At 60.5% G+C, this 22,615-nt stretch carries 16 protein-coding genes, 1 tRNA gene and 1 pseudogene; 4 read left to right on the forward strand and 14 right to left on the reverse strand.

Annotated elements, in window-relative coordinates; all coding sequences use genetic code 11:
- Positions 1 to 62 precede the first annotated feature (62 nt).
- Positions 63 to 1,526, forward strand: a complete 1,464-nt coding sequence (gene betB / locus GA829_RS27395; RefSeq protein WP_195175694.1) for a betaine-aldehyde dehydrogenase — start codon at positions 63 to 65, stop codon at positions 1,524 to 1,526.
- On the opposite strand, the gene GA829_RS27400 is transcribed toward betB, so the two are convergent.
- The 3 genes from GA829_RS27400 to GA829_RS27410 all read right to left on the reverse strand — a co-directional run bounded on the left by GA829_RS27400 (position 1,520) and on the right by GA829_RS27410 (position 5,541).
- The gene (locus tag GA829_RS27400; RefSeq protein ID WP_195175695.1) at positions 1,520 to 3,760 is read right to left on the reverse strand and encodes an AGE family epimerase/isomerase; all 2,241 of its coding nucleotides are present in this window, start codon (positions 3,758 to 3,760) and stop codon (positions 1,520 to 1,522) included. The two genes, betB and GA829_RS27400, sit on opposite strands and share 7 nt — an antisense overlap.
- Positions 3,761 to 3,774: 14 nt before the next feature.
- Positions 3,775 to 5,295, reverse strand: coding sequence for a phosphomannomutase/phosphoglucomutase (locus GA829_RS27405; RefSeq protein ID WP_195175696.1), 1,521 nt, complete (start codon positions 5,293 to 5,295; stop codon positions 3,775 to 3,777).
- A gap of 169 nt (positions 5,296 to 5,464) precedes the next feature.
- Positions 5,465 to 5,541, reverse strand: a tRNA-Pro gene (locus GA829_RS27410).
- A gap of 240 nt (positions 5,542 to 5,781) precedes the next feature.
- On the opposite strand from GA829_RS27410, the gene GA829_RS27415 reads away from it, so the two are divergent.
- Positions 5,782 to 6,111, forward strand: coding sequence for a hypothetical protein (locus GA829_RS27415; RefSeq protein ID WP_195175697.1), 330 nt, complete (start codon positions 5,782 to 5,784; stop codon positions 6,109 to 6,111).
- A 29-nt stretch (positions 6,112 to 6,140) separates the two neighbouring features.
- Here GA829_RS27415 and GA829_RS36905 read toward each other — a convergent pair whose 3' ends face one another.
- From GA829_RS36905 to GA829_RS27455, 9 genes and pseudogenes are all read right to left on the reverse strand, one after another.
- Positions 6,141 to 6,368: a hypothetical protein gene (locus GA829_RS36905; RefSeq protein ID WP_258051986.1), complete on the reverse strand. Its 228-nt coding sequence runs from the start codon at positions 6,366 to 6,368 to the stop codon at positions 6,141 to 6,143.
- A gap of 16 nt (positions 6,369 to 6,384) precedes the next feature.
- Positions 6,385 to 6,540 (reverse strand): annotated as a pseudogene (locus GA829_RS37630) (acetamidase/formamidase family protein); the annotation flags it as partial.
- 1,043 nt (positions 6,541 to 7,583) lie between these two features.
- Positions 7,584 to 8,570: a coiled-coil domain-containing protein gene (locus GA829_RS27425; RefSeq protein WP_195175698.1), complete on the reverse strand. Its 987-nt coding sequence runs from the start codon at positions 8,568 to 8,570 to the stop codon at positions 7,584 to 7,586.
- Between the two features lie 378 nt (positions 8,571 to 8,948).
- Complete coding sequence (locus GA829_RS27430; RefSeq protein WP_195175699.1) at positions 8,949 to 9,836, reverse strand: hypothetical protein; 888 nt, start codon at positions 9,834 to 9,836, stop codon at positions 8,949 to 8,951.
- A gap of 65 nt (positions 9,837 to 9,901) precedes the next feature.
- Positions 9,902 to 10,678, reverse strand: a complete 777-nt coding sequence (locus GA829_RS27435; RefSeq protein ID WP_195175700.1) for a glycosyltransferase family protein — start codon at positions 10,676 to 10,678, stop codon at positions 9,902 to 9,904.
- Positions 10,679 to 10,862: 184 nt separating this feature from the next.
- Positions 10,863 to 12,482, reverse strand: coding sequence for an ABC transporter ATP-binding protein (locus tag GA829_RS27440; RefSeq protein WP_195175701.1), 1,620 nt, complete (start codon positions 12,480 to 12,482; stop codon positions 10,863 to 10,865).
- Between the two features lies 1 nt (position 12,483).
- Positions 12,484 to 13,602, reverse strand: a complete 1,119-nt coding sequence (locus tag GA829_RS27445) for an ABC transporter permease (RefSeq protein ID WP_195175702.1) — start codon at positions 13,600 to 13,602, stop codon at positions 12,484 to 12,486.
- Positions 13,595 to 14,518 (reverse strand): ABC transporter permease subunit, encoded by a 924-nt coding sequence (locus GA829_RS27450; RefSeq protein WP_195175703.1) that lies wholly within the window; start codon positions 14,516 to 14,518, stop codon positions 13,595 to 13,597. The genes GA829_RS27445 and GA829_RS27450 overlap by 8 nt, the downstream gene beginning before the upstream one ends.
- A gap of 164 nt (positions 14,519 to 14,682) precedes the next feature.
- The gene (locus tag GA829_RS27455; RefSeq protein WP_195175704.1) at positions 14,683 to 16,275 is read right to left on the reverse strand and encodes a peptide ABC transporter substrate-binding protein; all 1,593 of its coding nucleotides are present in this window, start codon (positions 16,273 to 16,275) and stop codon (positions 14,683 to 14,685) included.
- 386 nt (positions 16,276 to 16,661) lie between these two features.
- Here GA829_RS27455 and GA829_RS27460 point away from each other — a divergent pair, with 386 nt between their 5' ends.
- Together GA829_RS27460 and GA829_RS27465 are read left to right on the forward strand one after the other, a co-directional pair.
- Positions 16,662 to 17,117 (forward strand): TadE/TadG family type IV pilus assembly protein, encoded by a 456-nt coding sequence (locus GA829_RS27460; protein WP_195175705.1) that lies wholly within the window; start codon positions 16,662 to 16,664, stop codon positions 17,115 to 17,117.
- On the forward strand, positions 17,118 to 18,887 hold the full coding sequence (locus GA829_RS27465; RefSeq protein WP_258051987.1) for a pilus assembly protein TadG-related protein: 1,770 nt from the start codon (positions 17,118 to 17,120) through the stop codon (positions 18,885 to 18,887). It begins immediately after the preceding gene.
- Between the two features lie 18 nt (positions 18,888 to 18,905).
- Here the strand turns inward: GA829_RS27465 and bglA are convergent, their stop codons facing one another.
- Both bglA and glgX read right to left on the reverse strand, forming a co-directional pair.
- Positions 18,906 to 20,537 (reverse strand): beta-galactosidase BglA, encoded by a 1,632-nt coding sequence (bglA, locus tag GA829_RS27470; protein ID WP_195175706.1) that lies wholly within the window; start codon positions 20,535 to 20,537, stop codon positions 18,906 to 18,908.
- The gene (glgX, locus tag GA829_RS27475) at positions 20,524 to 22,584 is read right to left on the reverse strand and encodes a glycogen debranching protein GlgX (protein WP_195175707.1); all 2,061 of its coding nucleotides are present in this window, start codon (positions 22,582 to 22,584) and stop codon (positions 20,524 to 20,526) included. Before glgX ends, bglA begins: the two co-directional genes overlap by 14 nt.
- Between the last annotated feature and the right edge of the window lie 31 nt (positions 22,585 to 22,615).

A 22,615-nucleotide genomic window follows, 5' to 3' on the forward strand; every position in this document is an offset into this window, starting at 1 on the left:
GAGTGAGCTGCCCGATAGATTGAGCCGCCCATCCTGGGCAAAGACGAGTTGGAGACTTCCCCATGCGCGCCCAGCCCACGGCATCGCACTATGTCAACGGACGCTACATCGAAGATGAAGGCGGCGCGCCGCTGCCGGTCATCTATCCGGCAACCGGTGAGACGATCGCCATGCTGCGCTCGGCAACGCCGAACGTGCTGGAGCTTGCCATCGAGGCGGCGCGCGCCGCGCAGCCGGCCTGGGCGCGGCTGAAGCCGGTCGAGCGCGGCCGCATCCTGCGCCGCGCCGCGGACATCCTGCGTGCCCGCAACGCCGACCTTGCCCGCATCGAGACGCTCGACACCGGCAAGGCGATCCAGGAGACGCTGGTGGCGGATGCTCCATCGGCTGCCGACTGCCTCGAATATTTCGGAGGTGCGATTGCCGCCTACAATGGCGAGTCCGTCGATCTTGGCGGGCCCTTCGCCTACACGCGGCGCGAGGCACTGGGTGTTTGCGTCGGCATCGGCGCCTGGAATTACCCGATCCAGATCGCCGGCTGGAAATCAGCCCCGGCGCTCGCCATGGGCAACGCCATGGTGTTCAAGCCTTCGGAAAACACGCCGCTTTCCGCGCTGGCCTTGGCGGAGATCTACACCGAGGCCGGCCTCCCCGATGGGCTGTTCAGCGTTGTGCAAGGTTATGGCGATGTCGGCGCCGGCCTTGTCGGTCACGACGTCGTCGCCAAGGTGTCAGTGACCGGCTCGGTGCCAACCGGCCGCAAGGTGCTGTCGCTCGCCGGCTCGAAGATGAAGCACGCGACGATGGAACTCGGCGGCAAGTCGCCCCTGATCGTCTTCGACGATGCCGATCTCGAAAACGCCATTGGCGGCGCCATGCTCGGCAATTTCTATTCGACCGGCCAGATCTGCTCCAACGGCACGCGCGTCTTCGTGCAGAGCGGCATCCACGACCGCTTCGTCGAACGCTTGGTCGAGCGGACCAAGAAAATCCGCATTGGCGATCCGCTCGATCCGGAAACGCAGATGGGACCGCTGGTTTCCAAGGCGCAGCACGAAAAGGTCGTCGGCTACATCGAGATCGGCAAGCAGGATGGAGCGACGCTCGCCTGCGGCGGCAATGTGCCTTCGCTGCAAGGTTTCCAGGGTGGCTTCTTCGTCGAGCCGACGGTGTTCACCGGCGTCACCGACACCATGCGCATCGCCCGCGAAGAGATTTTCGGTCCCGTGATGAGCGTGCTGAAATTCGACGGCGAGGACGAGGTGATCGACCGCGCCAATGATACCGAATTCGGCCTCGCCGCCGGCGTGTTCACGCGCGACCTGCCGCGTGCCCATCGTGTCATTGCCGAGCTGCAGGCCGGCACATGTTGGATCAACACTTACAATCTGACGCCGGTCGAAGTCCCCTTCGGCGGCTTCAAGCAGTCCGGCATCGGCCGCGAAAACTCCCTGGCGGCGCTGTCGCTCTATTCGCAACTGAAGTCGATCTATGTCGAGACCGGCGACGTGGCTGCGCCTTACTGAGGCTTATCGGCGGTCCCGTCGAGATACTGGGTCAGCGCGCAGACCAGATGATAGAAGATGCTGGCCGGCACGTCTGATGCCAGCGAGCGGCCGCGTTCGTCGATGCGGTCGATCCACAGGCCGAGCGGCGCCGGATCGATGTGCCAGCGGAACAGGCGGCCAACCCGGGCCTCGATTTCCGGCTTCAGATCAGGTCCACCCGAACCATCGAGCGCGATTGCCGCCTTGATCGCCTCGGTCTGCGGCCAACTGCGTGATATCAGGTCAAGTGGCAGGCCTTGGCGTGAGACGGCGCCATAGGCAAGGCCCGTTGCGCGGTTGAGCCCATTGGCGATCGCCGAAGCGTAGAGTTTTCGGGCAAAACCGTTCAGCTCGCTCTGGCCGCTGCGTCCGGCGAAGTCGACCAGCAGTGATGCCCATTCGAAATGATGGCCGGGTTCAGTCCATTGGCCCTTCTCGCCGCTCGCCGGTTTCCATTCGCCATCGAAGAATTCGCCGAGTGTCCAGCTTTCCGGGTCGAAGAAATGGCTGCGGAAGAGGTCTATGATACGAGCGGCGCGCCGAAGATAGGCGCGATCGCCGGTCGCTTGATGCCAGGCGAGGAAGGCTTCTAGCAAATGCATATGCGGGTTCGAGCGACGCTCGCCCTCGCCCGCTGACGTCTCGAGGAAACCCGTCATGCGACGGTCCTCGAGGTGGGCGTCGAGGAACGCAAAAGTCTCCTCGCCAAGCCTCAGCGCATCCGGGTTTCCCGATATGTGGGCGTGCGCCAGCGCCAGGAGCACGCAGGAATGGTCGTAGGCATCCTCCGTGGCATCGACAACGCTGCCATCGACATTGAGCGTCCGCGCCCAGCCGCCTCTTTCCGTACGGCCGTTTCTGGACATGAACTCGATGCCGTGGCTGATCAGTCGATCGGCCGGGCCTTCCCAGCCGCGCGCCTTGGCAACAGCAAAAGCATAGACCTGTCTCGCCTGCGTGCGCATGCGCTTGGGCTTCAACAGCGGCGCGGCATCGAAGCCCAGGGAATCGTGGAAGCCGCCGTGGCGCTCGTCGACGCCGACCGTCGACCACAAAGGCAAGGTTTCCTGGAACAGCCAGTGATGGACACGCCGGCGCCAGGCACCACTTTCGATGACGCGGTCATGCGCCGGCGTGAACCGAGTCTCCAGCCGCCCGCTCTTTTCCAACTGCTCGACGATCTTCTTGACGTGCTGGCTGTGGCTGACCGGGGCAACGAAGGTCGCATCCACGGTCGAGACGATGGCAACGTCCCTGAGGCCAATGGCGGACAAGAGGCGACCGTCGCTGCGGATATAGGAATTCTCGCAATCAATGGCGACGACGTCACCAACGATGACGTTGCCTTGACCATCGGAGGGGCCGACATCGAGCAGCGACTGCCAGGAACCGAGATCGTTCCAGCGAAAACCGGCCGGCACCATGGCTATGTCCCTGGCACGCTCCATGATTGCGTAGTCGATCGAATTCGAGGGGATGGCGGCATACAGCTCCAACGGCATGTAGAGCCCGGACAGGTCATTCGTAGCGGCCCTGTAGGCAAGCTCGGTAGCGGTCCAGATGTCAGGCTGGAAGGCCAGGAAGGCATCGCGCATGGCGCTGGCGCGAAACAGGAAGATGCCGGTATTCCAGTAGAAATTTCCGGCGGCGAGATAGCTCTGTGCCGTCGCAAGATCCGGCTTCTCGACAAAGCGCGACACGTCGCGAACGCCGCCCTTTTCGCCAGCCACTTCGATATAGCCATAGCCCGTTTCGGGCTGGCTGGGTTTGATGCCGAACACCACCAGCCGGCCAGCACGCGCCGCGGCAGCGCCGTTCTCGACGCTTTGCCAGAATTGCCCGGGCGTCGAGATTTCATGGTCGGAAGGCACCACCAGCACTAGGCTGTCGCCGAATTCGGACAGCGTGCGCAATGTCGCCAGCGCAACGGCGGCGGCGGTGTTGCGACCGGTCGGTTCGAACAGCGGGCCACCGCCGGACAAGTCAATGCCGGCAAGGTCGGCGTGGACCCGGTCCGCATGGCGCTCGGCGGCAATGAGGAAGATCGGCGTTCGCCCGTTTGGCCGCGCGACCAACCGCTGCAAGGTCTTGGCTAGCATCGAGCCGTCGCCGGAGAAATCATGAAATTGCTTGGGGTTGTCCTCTCGCGACAGCGGCCACAGCCGTGAGCCAACACCGCCGCTCATGACAAAACTGACGATCCGTTCGGTCATGAATTTCCCATGCTCTAGAAGGTCTGGTTGTAGGCGCCAACTTCCGGGCTGCGGCGCAGCACCGCGTCGACGCCCTCGAACATCTCACGGCGACGCTCGGACGATATCGGGCTCTCGATCACGACGACAAGCTCCGGCTTGTTCGAAGAGGCCCGCACGAGGCCCCAGGTGCCGTCCTCGGCGACGACACGGACGCCATTGACCGTAATCAGATCGACAATCTTCTGACCGGCGAAGGCCGCGCCGCTGTCTCGCATCGCCTGAAAATCGGAGACCACACGCTCGACCACGCCGTATTTCAGCGCGTCGTCGCAATGCGGCGACATGGTTGGCGTGCCGAAGGTCAACGGCAGGGCCCGGTAGAGGTCAGCCATCGCGCTTCGCGGATTGCGATCAAGCATCTGGCAGATGGCGATGGCGGTCACCAGGCCATCGTCATAACCGCGGCCAATCGGCGGATTGAAGAAGAAGTGACCCGACTTTTCGAAGCCGGCGATGGCGCCGAGTTCGGCAACGCGCCGCTTGATGTGGGAATGACCGGTCTTCCAGTAGTCGGTGACCGCGCCATTGGCCTTCAGCTCGGCATCGGTGTTGAACAGGCCGGTGGACTTGACGTCGACGACGAAGGTTGAGCCAGGGTGCAGCCGCGAAATATCCCGCGCCAGCATCACGCCGACCTTGTCGGCAAAGATCTCGTTGCCTTCATTGTCGACCACGCCGCAGCGGTCGCCATCGCCATCGAAACCAAGCCCAACGTCGGCACCAGCCTCCAGCACCTTGTCCCGGATGGCATGCAGCATCCGCATGTCCTCGGGATTGGGGTTGTAGCGCGGAAAAGTATGGTCGAGCTCGACATCCAGCGGGATGACCTCGCAGCCGATGCTTTCCAGAGCTTGCGGCGCAAAAGCGCCGGCGGTGCCGTTGCCGCAGGCTGCGACGACCTTGAGCTTACGGGTGATGCGCTTGCCGGCTGTCAGGTCTTGGAGATAGGTCTCGCGAAAGCCCGGAATGAAGTCATAGGTACCACCGCCGGCAAGATCGAAATCGCCAGCCAGCACGATCGCCTTCAGCGCACTCATCTCCTCCGGACCGAAGGTCAGCGGCCGCGCCGCTCCCATCTTCACGCCGGTCCAGCCGTTCTCATTGTGCGAAGCGGTCACCATGGCCACCGAGGGCGTGTCGAGCGCGAACTGGGCGAAGTAGGCCATCGGCGACAGAGCCAGGCCGATATCCTTCACCCGCGCGCCGGCGGCCATCAGGCCGGACACCAGAGCCAATTTGATGGCGAGCGAGTAGGAGCGGAAGTCATGCCCGGTGACGATGTCGGGGGCGGCGCCCAGCCGGTGGATCAAAGTGCCGAGACCCATGCCGAGCGCCTGGACACCGATCAGGTTGAGTTCCGGCAATTGCGCCGAGCCCGGATGACCGAACCACCAGCGCGCATCATATTCACGAAAACCGGACGCCTTGATCAGCGCCGAGGTTTCGAACTCGAAAGTGTTGGGCCGAGCTTCGCCAACGATCGTCAAGGGCAAGACAGCAAAACTCCCAGCAGTTGGAACCACAACTCAGGCGGTTGCGACCTGACGGCTACCAGATAAGCCTTTAAGCCCCGTTTACCCAGCGGGTGTTTTCCCCTCGTCAGAGGTTGGTTTCCGTTGGAGGGATTTCGGGAGAAACAAGCAGCCAAGTGCTTGTTTTTTCTGGTCGGAGTGGCAGGATTTGAACCTGCGACCCCCTCGTCCCGAACGAGGTGCGCTACCAGGCTGCGCTACACTCCGTGACCAGACCGCGGGCTTATAGCCGCCGCCCTCCGTTCCTGCAAGCGGCAATGACAACGCTTCTGTCGTATTCGTCAGCTTTCTTCATATCCCACACAGCCTGCCTGTTTCCCCTGGCGGCCTGGCATTCATTGCTGTCATAGCCCGCAGGCTGGCCTTCTTTGACGAAACAGAGGCTGGCCCTAGTTTGATGCTAGGATCAGACCAGCAATGCGACAGACCCTGGGGTAGATTGCAGACATGAGATTGATTTCAACGGCAAGCCTGCTGCTAACCGTGTGTGTTGTAGCAGGCTGCTCCTCGCTTGGCGGAAGGGTCGATCCGGCCAAATACGATCAAATGACCTGCCCGGAGCTCAACACTGCTCTGGGAGATGTCTCGCGCGATATCTCTCAAACAGCCGTCACGCGCGGCAAGGTCGCGCAGACCAGCATTCCCAACTGGCTGCTCGGCGGATCGCGCGTAGCGACTGCCGTCGCCTCCCGCGAGACGGTCAGGATCGATCGGCTGCAGCAGCAGGCAGAGGCCATTCGCACGGCCAGAAACCGCGGATGCGCGACGGCGAAATAAGTTTCCGTCCGAACACTAGCGTATTTGCCTCAACGAGCGAGTATTGTTTTCTTTACGCTGGCGGCGACGGAATGTTTTGGGTCAACGAAATTACCCAATCGAACGATGCCGCATTGGCTGAGCGGCATATAGGCGTCCCACTTGTCGAAGCCGAATTCGGCGACCATCCAATGGATAAGTTCGCGATAGGCGATGCGAAGTTGCATCCTCCAGTGGCCCTGCGCTTCCGATAGCCATGATGAGATCAGTAGTTTCAAGGCTGGCCATTGTCCAACCTTTGATAAGGTCGACGCGGATGGTAACGGTTGCAGAGTACTCGACTGCAACCCCGCAAACCTCGCCATCCCCCTGGCAGGTATGAGCGTCACCGATAAAGACACGCGCGCCGGGCGAGCGAACGGGCAGGTATGTCACGCTCCCCGGTCCCATATCCGGCAAATCGATGTTGCCGCCATGGTTGTCGGGCGTCAGCGAATTTATAGAATCGATCTCAGGAGAGCAGGTCAGCGTGCCGATACGCGGCTTATAAGGAAGTGTGACTCGATCGCTGCAATAGACGTTCCTATCATCGAGGTTGATCTTACGAACAAACTCCGGAAGCGGCTCAAGTTAGTGGCAGACATCGATGCCGTTGGCGTGGCGTTATATATTCGAGTCCGCGATTTATATCACCGCTGTGACTGTTCCTGCCGCGTCAAGCGTGCAGCTGATTTTAGCCTGCCGGGTTTGAACAGCCCCTTTATGTGCGTAGTCTATTCGCACGTGTATAGGCGCAATCATTAAACCTTGGCCTTGACGCAAAAGACCGGCACTCACCGCAAACACGCGCACCGCTCCAAGCGGTTTCGCCGCCGATAATATCGCCGCGCGGCATGCGCTCACGACTTCAGGCGGGGTGCCTGGGGCAGTGTTGAAGGCTGCCAAGGGCCCGAATGGGTAACCATCCGAAATCAGCCTGCTATTGCCGCCATTAAGCTTGGAAGGCCTCAAAGTAGTTGGCAACTCATTGGCTTGCAGGGACGAAGAACCAGCGGCGTTGTTCGGGGTTGAACCGGCTGTCGTTACAGCGGGCGAGAGGTTGCCTATTCCAGTCGAAACGCCCTTGCTGCCGAGATTGCCGCTTGTGCCGAGCGAGGCTGTGCCAGTGCTGACCGATCCGCCGACAGTTGTTCCACCCACACTGCCATTGTTTACTCCAGTCCCTGCGGATAGGCCTTGCTGACCGGCGCTCACACCAGTACCAACGCTGACGCCGCCGACGCTCACCCCAGCACCCGCAGATATGCCATTCGTGCTTCCGCTGACTGCAGCACCCGCTCCGATACCTCCGACATGACCGCCCAATCCTGTGTCACGAGCTGATGCAGGTGCAATTGTCAGTCCAATGATAAAAACGGCAGCCACATGTTTACACATCACTGAACTCCCAATGGGGCACGAATCTAATCATCACTACTGCCTTTGGAAAACTGTTACTGGTTGATTGGCGGGATCGGGAGCAATGCGTCGGGAAGTGTTATGGTCGCCTCGATAACCCGTCTTGATTTTCTAGTTTCGGACTTCTGTTTTCCGCCCAATCCAGATTGACGGGGGGGCCGGCCTGGCAAGCTTGTCGGCGCATTTGCAGTAGCGCGCACTTTCGGCGATCGCTCCGGGCCTTTAGCTAGCCGGTCGCTTTGGGTTTTCATGTCCTCAATTGTCTTATGGGCAGCGCTGAGGTCGCCGGCCATGCCGGCCAACCTTTGGCGATCCTGTTCCAAAGCCGCAGTCAACTCTGCCGAACGCTGATACGCAGCATCCCGTTCCACGTTAGCTTTCTCCAGATCACGTCCTCTTGATGCTGCCAGTGCTCGTTCCTGTTCAAGGGTGTCGTTGGCTGCCTTTAACGCGGCTTCGGCTACCGCCTGTGCCCTAACCGCTGCAGTCCGCTCCACCGCATTCGTGTCTGCGCTTGCCTTGCTAACATTGCTCGCTTGGAGAAGTGTGGCGAGCCGCTGTTCAGAAATATCAGCCTGCTGCCCAGCCTCATCGAGCGCCTTGCTCACCTTGGCGAACGACGTTTCGTCCACCTGACGAGCGTGGTCCGCGAGTTCGGCTTTGGCTTTGAGATCTCCAATGGTGTGCTTCGCCACGGCCAAATCGTGCACCAGCGTATCCGCCCGCCGCCGCTCTGTTTCCAACAGCTGTTTCTGCTCAACCGCAGTATCGCTGGACGAACGCGCTTGCACGCTTGCAACATGGGCAACGCTCTGCATTAAAACCAAGTCCGATTTCACCGCCGCTAATTCGCTCTGCGCGGCATCGAGCTGCTTTTGAATAGCAGCGCCTTTGTCTTCCGGAGACACCAGCCACAGGGCCAATATGCCCAGAGGGATAGCGCTATACCGCCATTTGCTTTTGCCGGAATCAATGAAAGACGGATGCTTGGTGTCCCCATCTGCTTCATCTTCAAATTTCACCGGATCTAGTCCTAACATAAGGCCGCCGCCCGTGTATCTGCTGTCAATTCAGTCATCGCCTTGTTTACGCGGCAACTCGCGAATGGCGATGTAGATTAGCAACTCGCAGTTGCGGAACTTGTTCCCGCAATCTCAGCCGGATAGTCCGTACGGACTAGCTTCCCGACCTGTCTCTACTTCTTAAGATGTATCGGAGCGACCGCGATTCGCCTCGCAGTGCGGTTGCTATTGCCGTCTCCTGGCATAGGAACCTCATTGCAGCTTGACCGGCTTGAACGGACCGCGACGTGTTGGTTTCGCAGCGTGCTCGCAAGGTCGAAGAAGCTGTGGGTCAGCTTTCGCCTCGCAAATGCCAAAGATTTGTTCTTTTGCCAAATCCTAGGAGTTCCCTCGAAAGTGCCGCCAGAGGTGGTTGGCTGCCGACACGACGGACCTCGTCCGGCGAGGGACGGCAATGACCGCGTCCATCGAGTTTTCGAAATCATCGATCATGGACGCCAATAAATTCGAGAGCCCTGGCTGACCATGAATTCGGTCAAAGACGCTCTCATAATTCGCAAGAACATCCGCCGTAACTTCAGCGATATCCTCGTAGCGACACCAAATTACATGCTTGTGATACGGAATTGTTTCTCGCAACGGCACGTCTTCGCTGACAACAACACAGCCCTGCGACAGGGCTGGCAGCACCCGGAATTCCTCAATGGAATGGTGGTGCCATGTTTGATGCGCATTCACGACTATCTTGGCGTTCTGATATGTCGATCGCAGCGCATCCAGATCATAAATGCCCTGAATATTCCTGTACCCCGGAATTCTTCTCTCGAGACTTTCCACAAGAGATGCCCGCCTGGGTTCCTGCGTGTTGATGATGTTGGTCATCACGTCGATGGTCCTGGCCGTGCCATTGGAATATTCGAAGGGAATCGCCGGCCCATAGACAATCTTTCGCTCAATGGCCGGCCTGAAAATTTTGTTCGTTCGAATATTGACGATATTCGGCATATTGTATTCGATCACTACATCGGCGGATTTATATTGACGCTCGTTGACGACCCTTACGAGGTAATTCTCTCCGTTGTCGAACATGGACGGTATGCGCCCAGCCTTGCATTTTCGAGGAATTCCACGGCCACCGGGGAGCACCAGATTGTGCTCATCCTGCAAGAACACGGTGAAATCTTCTTCGCGCTCCCCACGCTTGGCGAAGTAATTCAGCACGACAGGAAGATTGGTCACAAGCGGATGAGCATTCAGATATTGCATGTCTCATCGCCTTCGGGACGCACGTGCCGGCTGGAGTTGCTTTTGAAGGTGAGCGTCGCCAAGTCTCAAGACCGCCCGAGCCGTTTGAGCAATCGCAAATAGGCGCGATCGGCAAGCGTCAACGCGAAGTCCCCTCGCCCGACCTTGGCTTGAAAGAAGCGTTCGATGCTGGGTTCAACCTGGCTGCGCAATTGCCGCTGCGGTGAACTGGCAAAGGATGCGCTGCCGTGGTGATAGAGCGCGCCATCAAGGTAATAGTGCCCTCTCTTGCCGCGAAAAGCCCGGGCCGGCTCATCCCACCGCACCTTGTAGCCCAGCTTGGAAAGCTGAAGTCCTATCAGACGGCCGGTATCAATGCCCACCTCAAGCAAGCCTTCGCTGAAGTTCAGTTCTGGAAGAACGGCAACCGGCAACACCATGAAGCAAGGGTGGGACAACCCATATTTCAGGGGGTCTCGCGCCACGATCGCCTGGTGATCGCCGAGCAACAGAGTCACGCGCTCGAGCCAGTCCGCGGCGATCGGAAAGCAATCGGAATCGAGCAGGATGATGTGGGTCGTGCCATATTTCAGCTGCCTGCATCGATCCAGCGCCGCGGCATGGTCATGACCGAGCCGGTCGATCTGCACCTGGTCTTCCGGAAACGTCAGCACCTCGGGATGCCCCGGCAGACCGGCGAGTTGGCGGGCGATCTCGACGTTTCTATCCTGATCGACAATGCGGATTGCCCGCAGCGAGGCGGGCCGAGACGCCGAGCCGACCCGGGCGGACATCTGCTCGATCCAGAACATGTCTCCAAAGTGCGCCGAGACCAGGGTGAAGCTCTTCTGCTCGTGAAACATACCGCCATCTTTCACTGATCGTGCTGTCGACTGAGGCACGCTGGGCCTGCCAAAACAGTTCTGGCGAGCCTATCTGCGCATACAGGTATTTCAGACGCAATTGGCAGAAATCAGCGCAGCATCACCAGTCGGAAAGTCCACTGGCCGGCCACAGCCAGGGCGGAATTCCGATCAGCCAGGCGCCTCAGGCGCTCAGCCTGAAGCGTGTAACATCGATGGCCGCGGCCATCAGCGTCTGTGTGTAGCTGTCCTGTGGGTTGCCGAAAATCGCCTCTGTCGGCCCCTCTTCGACGATCTTGCCTTGCTTCATGACGATGATGTAGTCGGCCATGGCGCGCACGACAGACAGATCGTGGCTGATGAAGAGGTAGGACAGTTCGTGATCTGCCTGCAGCTTGCGCAGCAGCTCGACGATCTGTTTCTGGACGGAGCGATCAAGCGCCGAGGTTGGCTCGTCGAGCACCACGACCTTGGGTTTCAGGATCATGGCGCGGGCAATGGCGATGCGTTGCCGTTGTCCGCCGGAGAATTCATGCGGATAGCGGTTGCGCGTGTTGGGATCGAGCCCGACTTCGCGCAACGCCTCGACCGCGCGCGCGTCGCGTTGCTTGCCCGAGAGGTTCGGTTCGTGCACCAGAAGCCCCTCGGTAATGACCTGGCCGATGGTCATACGCGGCGACAGCGAACCGAACGGATCCTGGAAGACCAGTTGCAATTCACGCCGCAGTGGCCGCATCGCCTGTCGGTCGGCGCCGGAAATGTCGCGATCCCCGAAACGGATGACACCGTCACTCGGCAAGAGCCGCAGCAGGGCGCGGCCGAGCGTCGATTTCCCTGAACCGGATTCGCCGACGATGCCGATGGTCTGATTTTTCTTCAGCCGGATCGAAATGTGATCGACCGCCTGCAGCATCAACGGCTCGCCACCAAGGAAACCGCCGCCGATCTTGAAGGTGACCTCGACGTTACGGCCTTCGAGCAGCACCGGCGCGTTCGGCGGCGGCGGCGCCTTGGTCCCTGTTGGCTCGGCGGCCAGAAGCATCCGGGTGTAGGCATGCTGCGGGTTGGCGAACAGTGCTTCCGCCTCGCCCTCCTCGACCACCTCGCCATAGCGCATGACATAGACCCGGTCGGCGAAGCGGCGGACGATGCCAAGGTCGTGGGTGATGAAGACAATCGCCATGCCGAGCTTGCGCTGCAACTCGGCCAGAAGCATGAGGATCTGCGCCTGGATGGTCACGTCGAGTGCGGTCGTCGGTTCGTCGGCGATCAGGATGTCGGGATCGTTGGCGAGCGCCATGGCGATCATGACGCGCTGACGCTGGCCGCCCGACATCTCATGCGGATAGGATTTCATCCGCCGCTCGGGATCGGGAATATGCACCAGCCGCAACAGCTTGAGCGCCTCTTCTCTTGCCTGTGCCGCACCAAGGCCGCGATGCCGGCGGATCGGCTCAATCAGCTGATTGCCGATCGAGTAGAGCGGATCGAGCGAAGTCATCGGCTCCTGGAAGATCATGCTGATCTTGGCGCCGCGCACCTTGTTGAGCTCGGATTTGCTCAGCGTCAGAAGATTACGGCCGCGATAATCGACCGAACCCGTGGCCTCACCATTCGAGGCAAGCAGGCTCATCGCCGCCATCATCGTCTGGCTCTTGCCGGAGCCGGATTCGCCGACCACCGCGACGGTTTCACCTGCCTTGACGTGAATGTTGATGCCCTTCACCGCCTCGACCGCGCCATCAAGTGTGCGGAAGCGGACGCGGAGATCTTTTACGCTGAGAATGGTTTCTGGCGTGTCCATCTCAGCGATCCTTCGGGTCGAGCGCATCGCGCAGGCCATCACCGACGAAATTCAGTGCGAACAGCGTGGAAACCAGGAAGAAAGCCGGGAACAAAAGCAGCCAGTTGGCGGTGCCGATGTTCTTGGCACCGACCGAAATCAGCACGCCCCAGCTGGTCATTGGCTCCTGGATGCCCAGGCCGAGAAAGGACAGGAAGCTCTCCAGGATAATGACCTGCGGCACCAGCAGTGTCATGTAGATCACCACCGGGCCAAGCAGGTTGGGAACAACGTGGCGCACAAGAATGCCGCGCGCGCCAACACCCATTGCCTCCGCCGCCTGGACATATTCCTGACGCCTGATCGACAGCGCCTGACCACGTACGATGCGCGCCATGTCGAGCCACAAGACCGCGCCAACGGCCAGGAACATCAGCACGAAGTTTCGGCCGAAGAAGACCACCAGCATGATGACGAAGAAGATGAACGGCAGCGAATAGAGCACATCGACGATGCGCATCATCACCTCGTCGACCTTGCCACCGGAAAAGCCCGCGGTGGCGCCATAGAGCACGCCGATCGCCACGGCGACAACGCCGGCAAGCAGGCCAATGGCCAGCGAGACACGGCCAGCCATCAGCGTTCGCGACAGCAGATCGCGGCCCGTATTGTCGGTGCCGAACAGGAAGTATTGCTGCTTGATCGCGGCGCTCATCACCACTTCGAGACCGTCCGGCGACTTGCTTTCGATCTTGGTGTCATCGAAGGCGTCCGAACGGTCGAGATAGCGGATGTTGCGATCGTCCAACGGCTTCGTCGAGGTAACGGTGACAAAGACGCGGTTGCCCTCCTGGCGCCAGTCCTTGATGTCGACGCGCATGCGTTTGATGGCATCATTGAGCGCGGTCTCGATCATGTCGGCCTTCGGGTAGGCGGAGAAGCTCGGCGGCATGCGCACGTAGTCGGCATAGATGGTCGTGTACTGATGCGGCACGAACCATGGACCACAAACGCTAACAAGCCCGATCAGAACCAGGTAGTAAAGACTGAACATGGAGGCGCGATTGGCCTTAAGGCGCGCCCAGGCGTCCCCCCAAAGGGAGCGGCCAACGACCGGTGCGGCTACAGCGATGTCAGTCATAGCGCACCCTCGGATCGACCACGGCGTACATGATGTCGACGATCAGGTTGAAGACGATGGTGAAGATCGCGATCACCACCACCGTTCCCATCACCAGCGTGTAGTCGCGATTGAGAGCGGCATCGACGAAGTAGCGGCCTACGCCCGGGACGGAGAAGATGGTCTCGACGATGACCGAACCGGTGAGCAGTGCCGCCGCTGCAGGACCGGTGAAGGAAACGATCGGTAGAACGGCGCCGCGCAAGGCGTGCTTGACCACCACCGACCAGTCGGACAGGCCAAGCGCGCGTGCCGTGCGGATATGATTTGAGCGGAGCGATTCGATCATCGAGCCGCGCATCAGACGCGCGACTATGGCGATCTGCGGCAAGGCCAATGTCAGGATCGGACCGATCTTGTTGATGAAGGCGCCATCGCCCCAGCCGCCGATCGGCAAGAGCTTCCAGGTCAGCCCGAACAGCAGCTGGATTACCGGCGCAATTACGAAAGTCGGGATGGTGCTGCCAGCGGTCGCCAGCGCAATCACCGCGTAGTCGCCAAGCTTGTTCTGGTTGAGCGCCGCAATGGTGCCAAGCACGCTGCCGAGCAGCAGAGCCAGAATAAGTGCCGAAGCCCCGAGTTGGATCGATATCGGCAGACCCTTGGCGAACAGCTCCCCGACGGTAAAGTCCGGCATGTTGTAGCTCGGGCCGAAATTGCCGCGCAGCAGATTGCCGAGATAATGCGCATATTGCAGCCAGAGCGGATCGTTCAGGCCGAACTGGGCTTCGAGATTGGCCTTGATCTCGGGGCTCAAGCCCCGCTCCTGGTTGAACGGGCCCCCCGGAGCGACGCGCATCAGGAAGAACGCCAACGTCACGATGACGAACAGCGTCGGGATGGCGGTCAAAAGCCGCCGGAGTACATAGCGCAGCATCGGTGCCCCACTTGACCTGGAACGACGCGTCCACCTGGACGAGCACGCTCCAGCGCTTCAAATCTTCGCATCGTGCTTTCCGGAAATCGATCCCGACTTTCGGGCCGATGCGATGGCAAACCGGAACCGCCGCCCCGAATGGAGCGGCGGCCTGGTCAAGGGTATCAGTCCTTGCTGACGAAGCGCGACGGATGGATGTCCATCACGTTGTCCACGAAGCCATGCAGCTTCGAGGAAACGATATCGTGGTAGCTGTAGTAGAGGAGCGGAATCTGGCCGACATCGTCGATCAGCACACGCTCGGCGTCCGACAGATCCTTCATGCGGTCTTCGGGCTTGCCTCCAGCGGCTGCGGCCTTGTCCATGGCCGCCTCGTATGGCGCGCTGTTGTAATCCGAATAATTGTTGCCGCTGGCCTTGCGCGAGATGCCAAGGAAGGTTTCGGGATCCTTGTAGTCGGCGATCCAGGCGGCACGCGCCACGTCATAGTCGCCCTTCTGCTCAAGGAAGGAGTAGTGGGTCTTGGTATCCGTGTTGAGCAAAGTGACATCGACACCAAGCGGCTTCAGCTGTTCCTGGATGGCGACCGCGGTGTTCTTGTGGTTTTCCGAGGTGTTGTAGCGGATCTCCATCTTCAGCGGCTTGTCTGGCGTATAGCCGAGTTTCTCGAGGACCTTCTTGGCCGCGTCTTCGCGGTCGATCTGCGACATATCGGCGAATTTGGCCATCGCCGGCGTGTAGCCCTGGATGCCAGGAGGCACCATGGAATAGCCGGGCAGCATCGCATTCTGCCAGACCTTCTCAGCCAGGAAGTCACGGTCGATGGCCATGGAGATGGCGTTGCGCAGTTCGGCGTTGTCCCACGGCGCCTTGTCCGTCTTGATGGCGTAGTAGTAGGTGCCGAGCTGCGGTCCGACGCGAATCTGGTCGCCGAACTTGGTCTTGAGGTCCGCCAGCTGTTCAGTCGGCAGATCGTCATAGCTGTCCAATTCGCCGGCTTCGAAGCGCTTCATCGCCGACGAGCGATCCTCGGTCGGGATGTAGTTGACAACATCCATCTTGACGGTAGCCGCGTCCCAGAATTTCGCATTCTTGACCAGCTTCATGTGGTCATTGGGAACCCATTCCGCCAAGGTATAAGCGCCATTGGAGACCAGATTGCCGGGCTTGATCCAATCGGCCCCGAGTTTCTCGATGGAGGCCTTGCTGACGGGATAGGTTGCCTGGTGAGTCAGCATTTCGAGGAAATAGGGCGTCGGCGCCTTCAGTGTCACTTCCAGAGTGGTTGCGTCGATGGCCTTGACGCCCATTTCCTCAGGCTTGCCCTTCTTGGTGTTGACCTCCTCGGCATTCTTGATCGGATAGAGCATCGAAGCGTATTCGGCGCCGGTGGCGGGATCTTCCAGCCTGCGGAAAGCGTAGACGAAGTCTTCCGCGGTCACCGGGCTGCCGTCTGACCAGAGGCCATTTCCGCGCAGCTTGAATGTGTAGACCGTGCCGTCATCCGACACCGTCCAGCTTTCGGCGGCGCCTGGGATCAGGTTGGTCTTTTCATCCTGCATGACCAATCCCTGGAAGAGGTCACGCAAGATATTGGCTTCATAGACTGTCGATGTCTTGTGCGGGTCGACCGATTCAGATTCGGCGGCGGTGCCTCTGTTGTAGACGGTCTCGGCCAGAGCAGGCGAATAGAACGCCCCAGCAGCCAAGGTCATGGTGGTGGCGAACACCGTCGCCTTCAGCATGTTTTTCAGCATGAAGTTCTCCCTGTCGACGCGGCCCCTCAGCCTCGCCGTTTGAGTGTTGACGCCCGAAGCCGATCAACTGACCCCTTTTTTGGGCGCGCCGCCGGTCCCTTCCGGCAGCAGGTGCCCAGACACTAGCGTGGAGAATTTTTATTTCAACAGACTCTCTGGGTCACCCAAAGTAAGCCAGCACGAAAGCTGTGCAGCGATGGCCAAAACATCAGGCGAAACCATGCGCTTGACTTCATTTTCTCACCTCGATGCCTTTTTCACGGTCAATTCCGAGGTCACCACCGCACGCGGGAACACGCTGGAATATGTTAATGCGTTCTTAAGCAACCTCCGGTTACATTATTGGCACCTTCTGTACGGCTCCCCATCTCAGATGCGTGAAGGACATGAACATCGAAACAAATAAAGCGACTCTCATCCGAAGCAAAGCAAAGCAATGGAAAGAAGAGTCCGGCACTTCCGCGGTCGAATTCGCTCTACTCTCGCCGCTCTTTCTCCTGATTTTGCTCGGAATGGTTGCATACGGTATATACTTCGGCGCGGCCAGCTCGATACAGCAGATCGCGGCGGATGCCGCCCGTACAGCACTTGCCGGATTGAACCAGACCGAGCGCCAGACGCTCGTCGCCAGCTTTGTCACCAACAATGCCGGCGGCTATCCCTTCGTCGACGCCAGCAAACTGACATACCAGGCCAAGGACAGCGTGGCTGACGGCAGCCAGTTCGTGGTGTCCATCCAGTATGACGCCCGCAACCTGCCGATCTGGAACCTGTTCCCAGGGTTGACCATGCCCGGGACGACGATTTCACGCCAGTCAACGATACGCGTCGGGGGCATCTGAATGTTGGCGCAAACCCGCAACGAGATCAGTCGGCTCGCACGGCTGATGCTTGGTGACAGGAAAGCGAATTTCGCCGTCATGACGGCGCTGAGCGCGCCCGTTGCCCTGGCGCTGGCCGCCGTGGCCATCGACGAGGCCTCGATATATACCGAGCGCCGCGAAGCCCAGTCCATCGTCGATCTCGCAGCGATAACCGGTGCTTCGAACATCAACAACATCCAGACGGCGGTGGTGACCACGCTTACCGACAACGGCATGCCAAATGTGGTCGTCCAGAACGCGGGACAGACAATCCCGGCGGCTGTTGGGAAAACAGTCGTGGCGATCACTCCCGGACGATACACGGCGGCAACCGCCAATGTGACCCAGCGCTTCCAGGCCGGCGCGACGCCCTACAATGCGGTCCATGTCACGCTGCAAAAAATCCCCAACCGCTATTTCGCGAGTTCGCTCATCCCCACCCCGGTCATTGGTACCGCGGCCACCGCCACGATGACGCCGCAGGCGACGTTTTCGGTCGGATCAAGGCTTCTGAGCGTCAACGGCGGCATCCTCAATTCCCTGCTTAGCAGCCTTCTGGGCGGCAATATCTCGCTGAGCGTCATGGACTATAACGGGCTGATCTCGGCCGATGTCAGTGTGCTCTCCTTTATCAGTGCCTTGTCCACGCAATTGAACCTGACCGCCGCGACCTATTCGGATGTGCTGGCATCAAAGGCAACTGTCGGACAAATCGCCACCGCGATGGCCAACGTTCCAGGTGTAGGCAATACGGCCAAGCTCGCCTTGCAGACGATCGCATCCAAGTCGACCAGCACGGTCAAGGTTCCACTCAGCAGCCTTGTCGATCTCGGCTCCGTCGGCAGCCTGGGCCTAGGGCAGACACCGGCCGGCCTTGGCGTCGATGCAAGCGCGATGGGAATGCTGACGGCCGCCGCAGTGCTGGCCAATGGCACCAATCAGGCCCAGGTCAATCTCGGCGCCACCATCCCCGGCCTTCTCTCCACAACGCTCACCATCGCAATCGGCGAGCCGGCACAGTTTTCACCATGGCTATCGATCGGCCAGATTGGCACCACGGTGCGGACGGCCCAAACGCGCATCAAGCTGGTGGCATCTGTTGGCCTTGGAAATCCCAGTCTCGCCGGCGGTATCAGCCTGCTAGCCGTGAATGTGCCGCTCAATGTCGAAGTCGCCTATGCCGAAGCCAAGCTGACGGACATTACCTGCCCAACCGGGCCCTCCAGCATTTCGGTATCCATTGCCGCCCATCCAGGCGTTGCAGCCTTGCATCTTGCCAACAGCAACAGTTCCGGCTTCGGCGACTTCAGCCAGCCGCAGTCTTTCACCGATGCCGAGATCGCGGACGTCAGTCTCAGACTGCTGCTGATCAACATTCCGCTGATACAGGTGATGGGTTCCGCGGCGACCGCGATCACCAACAACAATCCGACGACGCTGACCTTCAACGCGACGGACATTGCCAACAAGACGATCAAGACCGTTTCGACGCGCAACATCACGCAGTCGCTCACCACATCCCTGGTCAGCAATCTGTCATTGTCGGTCAACTTGCTTGGTCTGCCCCTGCTTGATGTGAGCGCGCTGCTTGGAACGGTCAAGCCGGCGGTGGTGGCGCTGCTGAACGGGGTGACGGCGCCGATCGACGATTTGCTCTACAATGTGCTTTCCGCACTGGGCGTCGGTGTCGGCCAGGCCGATGTGCGGGTAACGGGCGCGACTTGCGGCCGCTCCGTGCTCGTGCAGTAGCCTGACAGGAAGAGGCGCTCAGCCAAGCCGCACGAGCGACCACCCCAGGGGTGACAGCGAGAGCGCGGTTTCCTGCAGGGTCATATCGGCGCCGCCAAGGACGGTAACCGCCTCGGCCGAAATGTCCTGTGGCAAGCTCCAGTTCAGAGGCTCCTCGGCGAAGTTGAAGACGCAAAGCAGCCTTTCACCCTTGCCTTCCCGGACGATGGCCAGGACATCGCCCTCGGCATCGAGGAAGCGGATGGAGCCGGCCACGAGGGCGGGATGCTGCTTCCGCAACCCGAGCGCCGCCCGGTAGCCGGTGAGTACAGATCCAGCCTCGCCATTCTGGATATCGGTAGCGCGGCTGCGATGGCCATCCGGCACCGGAAGCCAGGGCTTGCCTGGGGAGAAACCGGCATTGTCGGCACCAGCCTCCCAAACCATCGGAGTACGGCAACCGTCCCTGCCCTTGAAACCGGGCCAGAAGCGGATGCCATAGGGGTCGCGCAAGTCCTCGAAGGCGATTTCGGCCTCCGGTAGCCCAAGTTCCTCGCCCTGATAGAGGCAGATCGATCCGCGCAGGCAGGACAAGAGCGCGATCGAGAATTTTGCTACGGCGTCTGGATCAGCACCCGGCCTTGTCCAGCGCGAGACATGGCGCACAACGTCATGGTTGGAGAACGCCCAGCACACCCAGCCGTCGGCGACAGCGGCCTCGAACGCTTCGACACAGCCGCGTACATGCGCCGCCGAAAATTGCGGCCCGAGCAGGTCGAACGTGTAGCACATGTTGAGCTTGTCACCGCCGGAGGTGTAGGCGGCAAGCGTCTGCAGCGAGCGGCCCTCGTCACCCACCTCCCCGACGGCGGCGCGGTCTTCATACTCATCGAGCAGCGCCCTGAAGCGCCTGAGGAAGGCCAGGTTTTCAGGCTGCGTCTTGTCGAACAGATGTTCCTGGTAGAGGTAGGGATTGGTTTCGGTGTTGGTGCCGGCCACGCTCGACGCCAGGGGCGGATTGCTGCGCAGCCAGCGGTCGTGAACATAGTAGTTGACCGTATCGAGCCGGAAACCATCAACGCCACGCTCCAGCCAGAAGCGGACTGTTTCCAGAAGCGCGTCCTGAACCTCGGGATTGTGGAAATTCAAGTCCGGCTGCGAGGCGAGGAAATTATGCATGTAGTACTGCTTGCGCGTCGAATCCCATTCCCAGGCTGGCCCACCGAAGACCGACAGCCAGTTGCTGGGCGCGGTGCCGTCGTGCCTGGGATCGGCCCAGACATACCAGTCGGCCTTCGGGTTATCCCTGCTGGCGCGGCTTTCGACAAACCAGTCATGGCGATCGGAAGAATGTGACAGGACCTGATCGATGATGATCTTCAGGCCAAGCCGGTGCGCCTCGGCGATCAGCGCATCGAAATCTTCCAGCGAGCCGAACATCGGGTCGACGGCGCAATAATCGGAAACATCGTAGCCCATGTCGGCCATTGGCGACTTGAAGAAAGGCGACAGCCAGACGGCGTCAACACCCAGCAATGCGACATGGGCTAGCCTCGAGGTGATTCCGTGGAGGTCGCCGCTGCCGTCACCCGTGGTGTCCTGAAAGGAGCGCGGATAGATCTGATAGATGACGCAGCCGAGCCACCATTGCGCATTGTCACTCGCCGCCATTGCGATGTTCCCTGGTCAGCACCTGCTCGCCTTTGCGTTCTCTCATGAAGGTTACCGAGCGCCTTGGCAGCGGCCGCGACATGTCAGCGACATCGGTCAGCGCTGTTAAGGCCGGTGCCCAGAAAAATCCCGGACGCTCCGGCAGCGTGACCATACAGCCCCGGCGATCGCCGTTGATGATGACCGCAAGACGCGTCCCGTCATCGCCGCGACCTTCAAGCAGCATGACAAGGCGATGCCGGCCGGGATCTTGCCAACCGGTTTCATCAAGTGGCGCACCCGCCTCGGTCAGCCAGACAACATCCGGCATCTCGGACCCAGGCAGCGGCTGGCCGGTCAGGAACTCTGTGTTGGAAAGCGCTGGCAGAGCACGACGCATCGCGGCGAGCAGCCCCGCATAGTGCTCCAGCGCCTGATCGCGTTTGCTCCAGTCGAGCCAGGTTGTCTCGTTGTCCTGCGCATAGGCGTTGTTGTTGCCACTTTGGGTGCGGCCGAATTCGTCGCCGGCGGTCAGCATGATCGTGCCACGCGAGGCAAACAACGTTGCCAGCAGCGCATGCTGATCGCTCATTCGGATCTTCGACACAGCCTCGTCGCTTGTCTCGCCTTCAACGCCGTTGTTCCACGACAGGTTCTCGTCGTGACCGTCGCGGTTCTGCTCGCCATTGGCCTCGTTGTGCTTGCGTTCATAAGCAACGATATCGGCCAGCGTCATGCCGTCATGCGCGGCGATGAAATTGACGGTGCGGCTCGCTGGCTGCCCGCCTTCGGCAAAGACATCGGAAGAGCCGGCAAGCCGTGTCGCCAGAGCGCCGATCATGCCGGCGTCACCGCGCCAGAACCGCCTGATGTCGTCACGATACTTGTCGTTCCACTCCAGGAAAGGCGGCGGGAAATTGCCGAGCTGATAGCCACCCGGGCCGATGTCCCAGGGCTCGGCGATCAGAATACGATCCGCCAGCACCGCATCCTCGCGCATCGCCCTCAGCAACGGCGCATCGGTGTCGAATGTGCCGCCCACCCGGCCAAGAATGGACGCAAGATCAAAGCGGAACCCATCAACGCCGGCATAACGAACGAAGTGGCGCAGCGTGTCGAGAACCATTTCCTGGGCGACGGGGTGGTCGCAGGCAATGGTGTTGCCGGTGCCGGTGTCATTGGTCATTCTTCCGTCCGGCGTGTGCCGGTAGTAGGCCTGGTTATCGAGGCCGCGCAGTGACAGCGTCGGCCCAAGCCTGTCACTTTCCCCGGTGTGATTGAAGACAAGGTCGAGGATGACGCCAATGCCGGCCCTGCGCAGCGCGGCGACCGTATCGCGCAACTCCATGATGCCGCCTGGCGCGAGGCGCGGATCAAGCGCCATGAAGGTTACGGGATTATAGCCCCAGGCATTGCGAAGCCCGAGCGGCGGCAGATGACGCTCATTGATCGAGGCCGTCACCGGCATCAGCTCGACCGCGCTGACGCCAAGCTTTCGCAGATGCTCGATGACAGCAGGGTGAGCAAGGGCCGCGATCGTGCCGCGCTGCGTCTCCGGTATATCAGGGTGAAGCATGGTGAAGGCGCGCACCGGCACCTCGTAGATCAGGCCGCCGGGCTGGAACAACGGCGGCGCAGGAGGCACGCGCTTCGGCAAGGCAGCGGCAATTGCCTTCGGCATCAGCGGCGCCGTATCCGCCCCCTCGCCCCTTCGCGTCGCAAGCCGCCAATCATGGCGATACGACCTGTCGATCTCGAACGCATAGGGGTCGGCCAGCAGTTTGTCGGGATCGAACCAGAGGCCCCGGTCGGGCGCATAGCTGCCGTCGGCGCGAAACCCATATCGGGTGCCTGCTGTAAGACCGGACACGAACAGCGTGTGGACGCCCTCGCCTCGTGCCTCAAGCTCAAGACGGTCGACTTCGCGGTTTCCACTAGCGTCAAAGATCGAAACCCAGAGCCGGCTTGCGGCTTGCGACCAGGCGGCAAAGCGGATGCCGCCGCCTGCGACAAACGCCCCAAATCGTGGCCGATCGTCGGCCTGGGCTCCAGCTTGCTGTTTGACCATGATCTTGTCCGAAAACCGGTTTCCGCTCTTT

The organism is Mesorhizobium sp. INR15 (genome assembly GCF_015500075.1).
Lineage (GTDB): Bacteria > Pseudomonadota > Alphaproteobacteria > Rhizobiales > Rhizobiaceae > Mesorhizobium.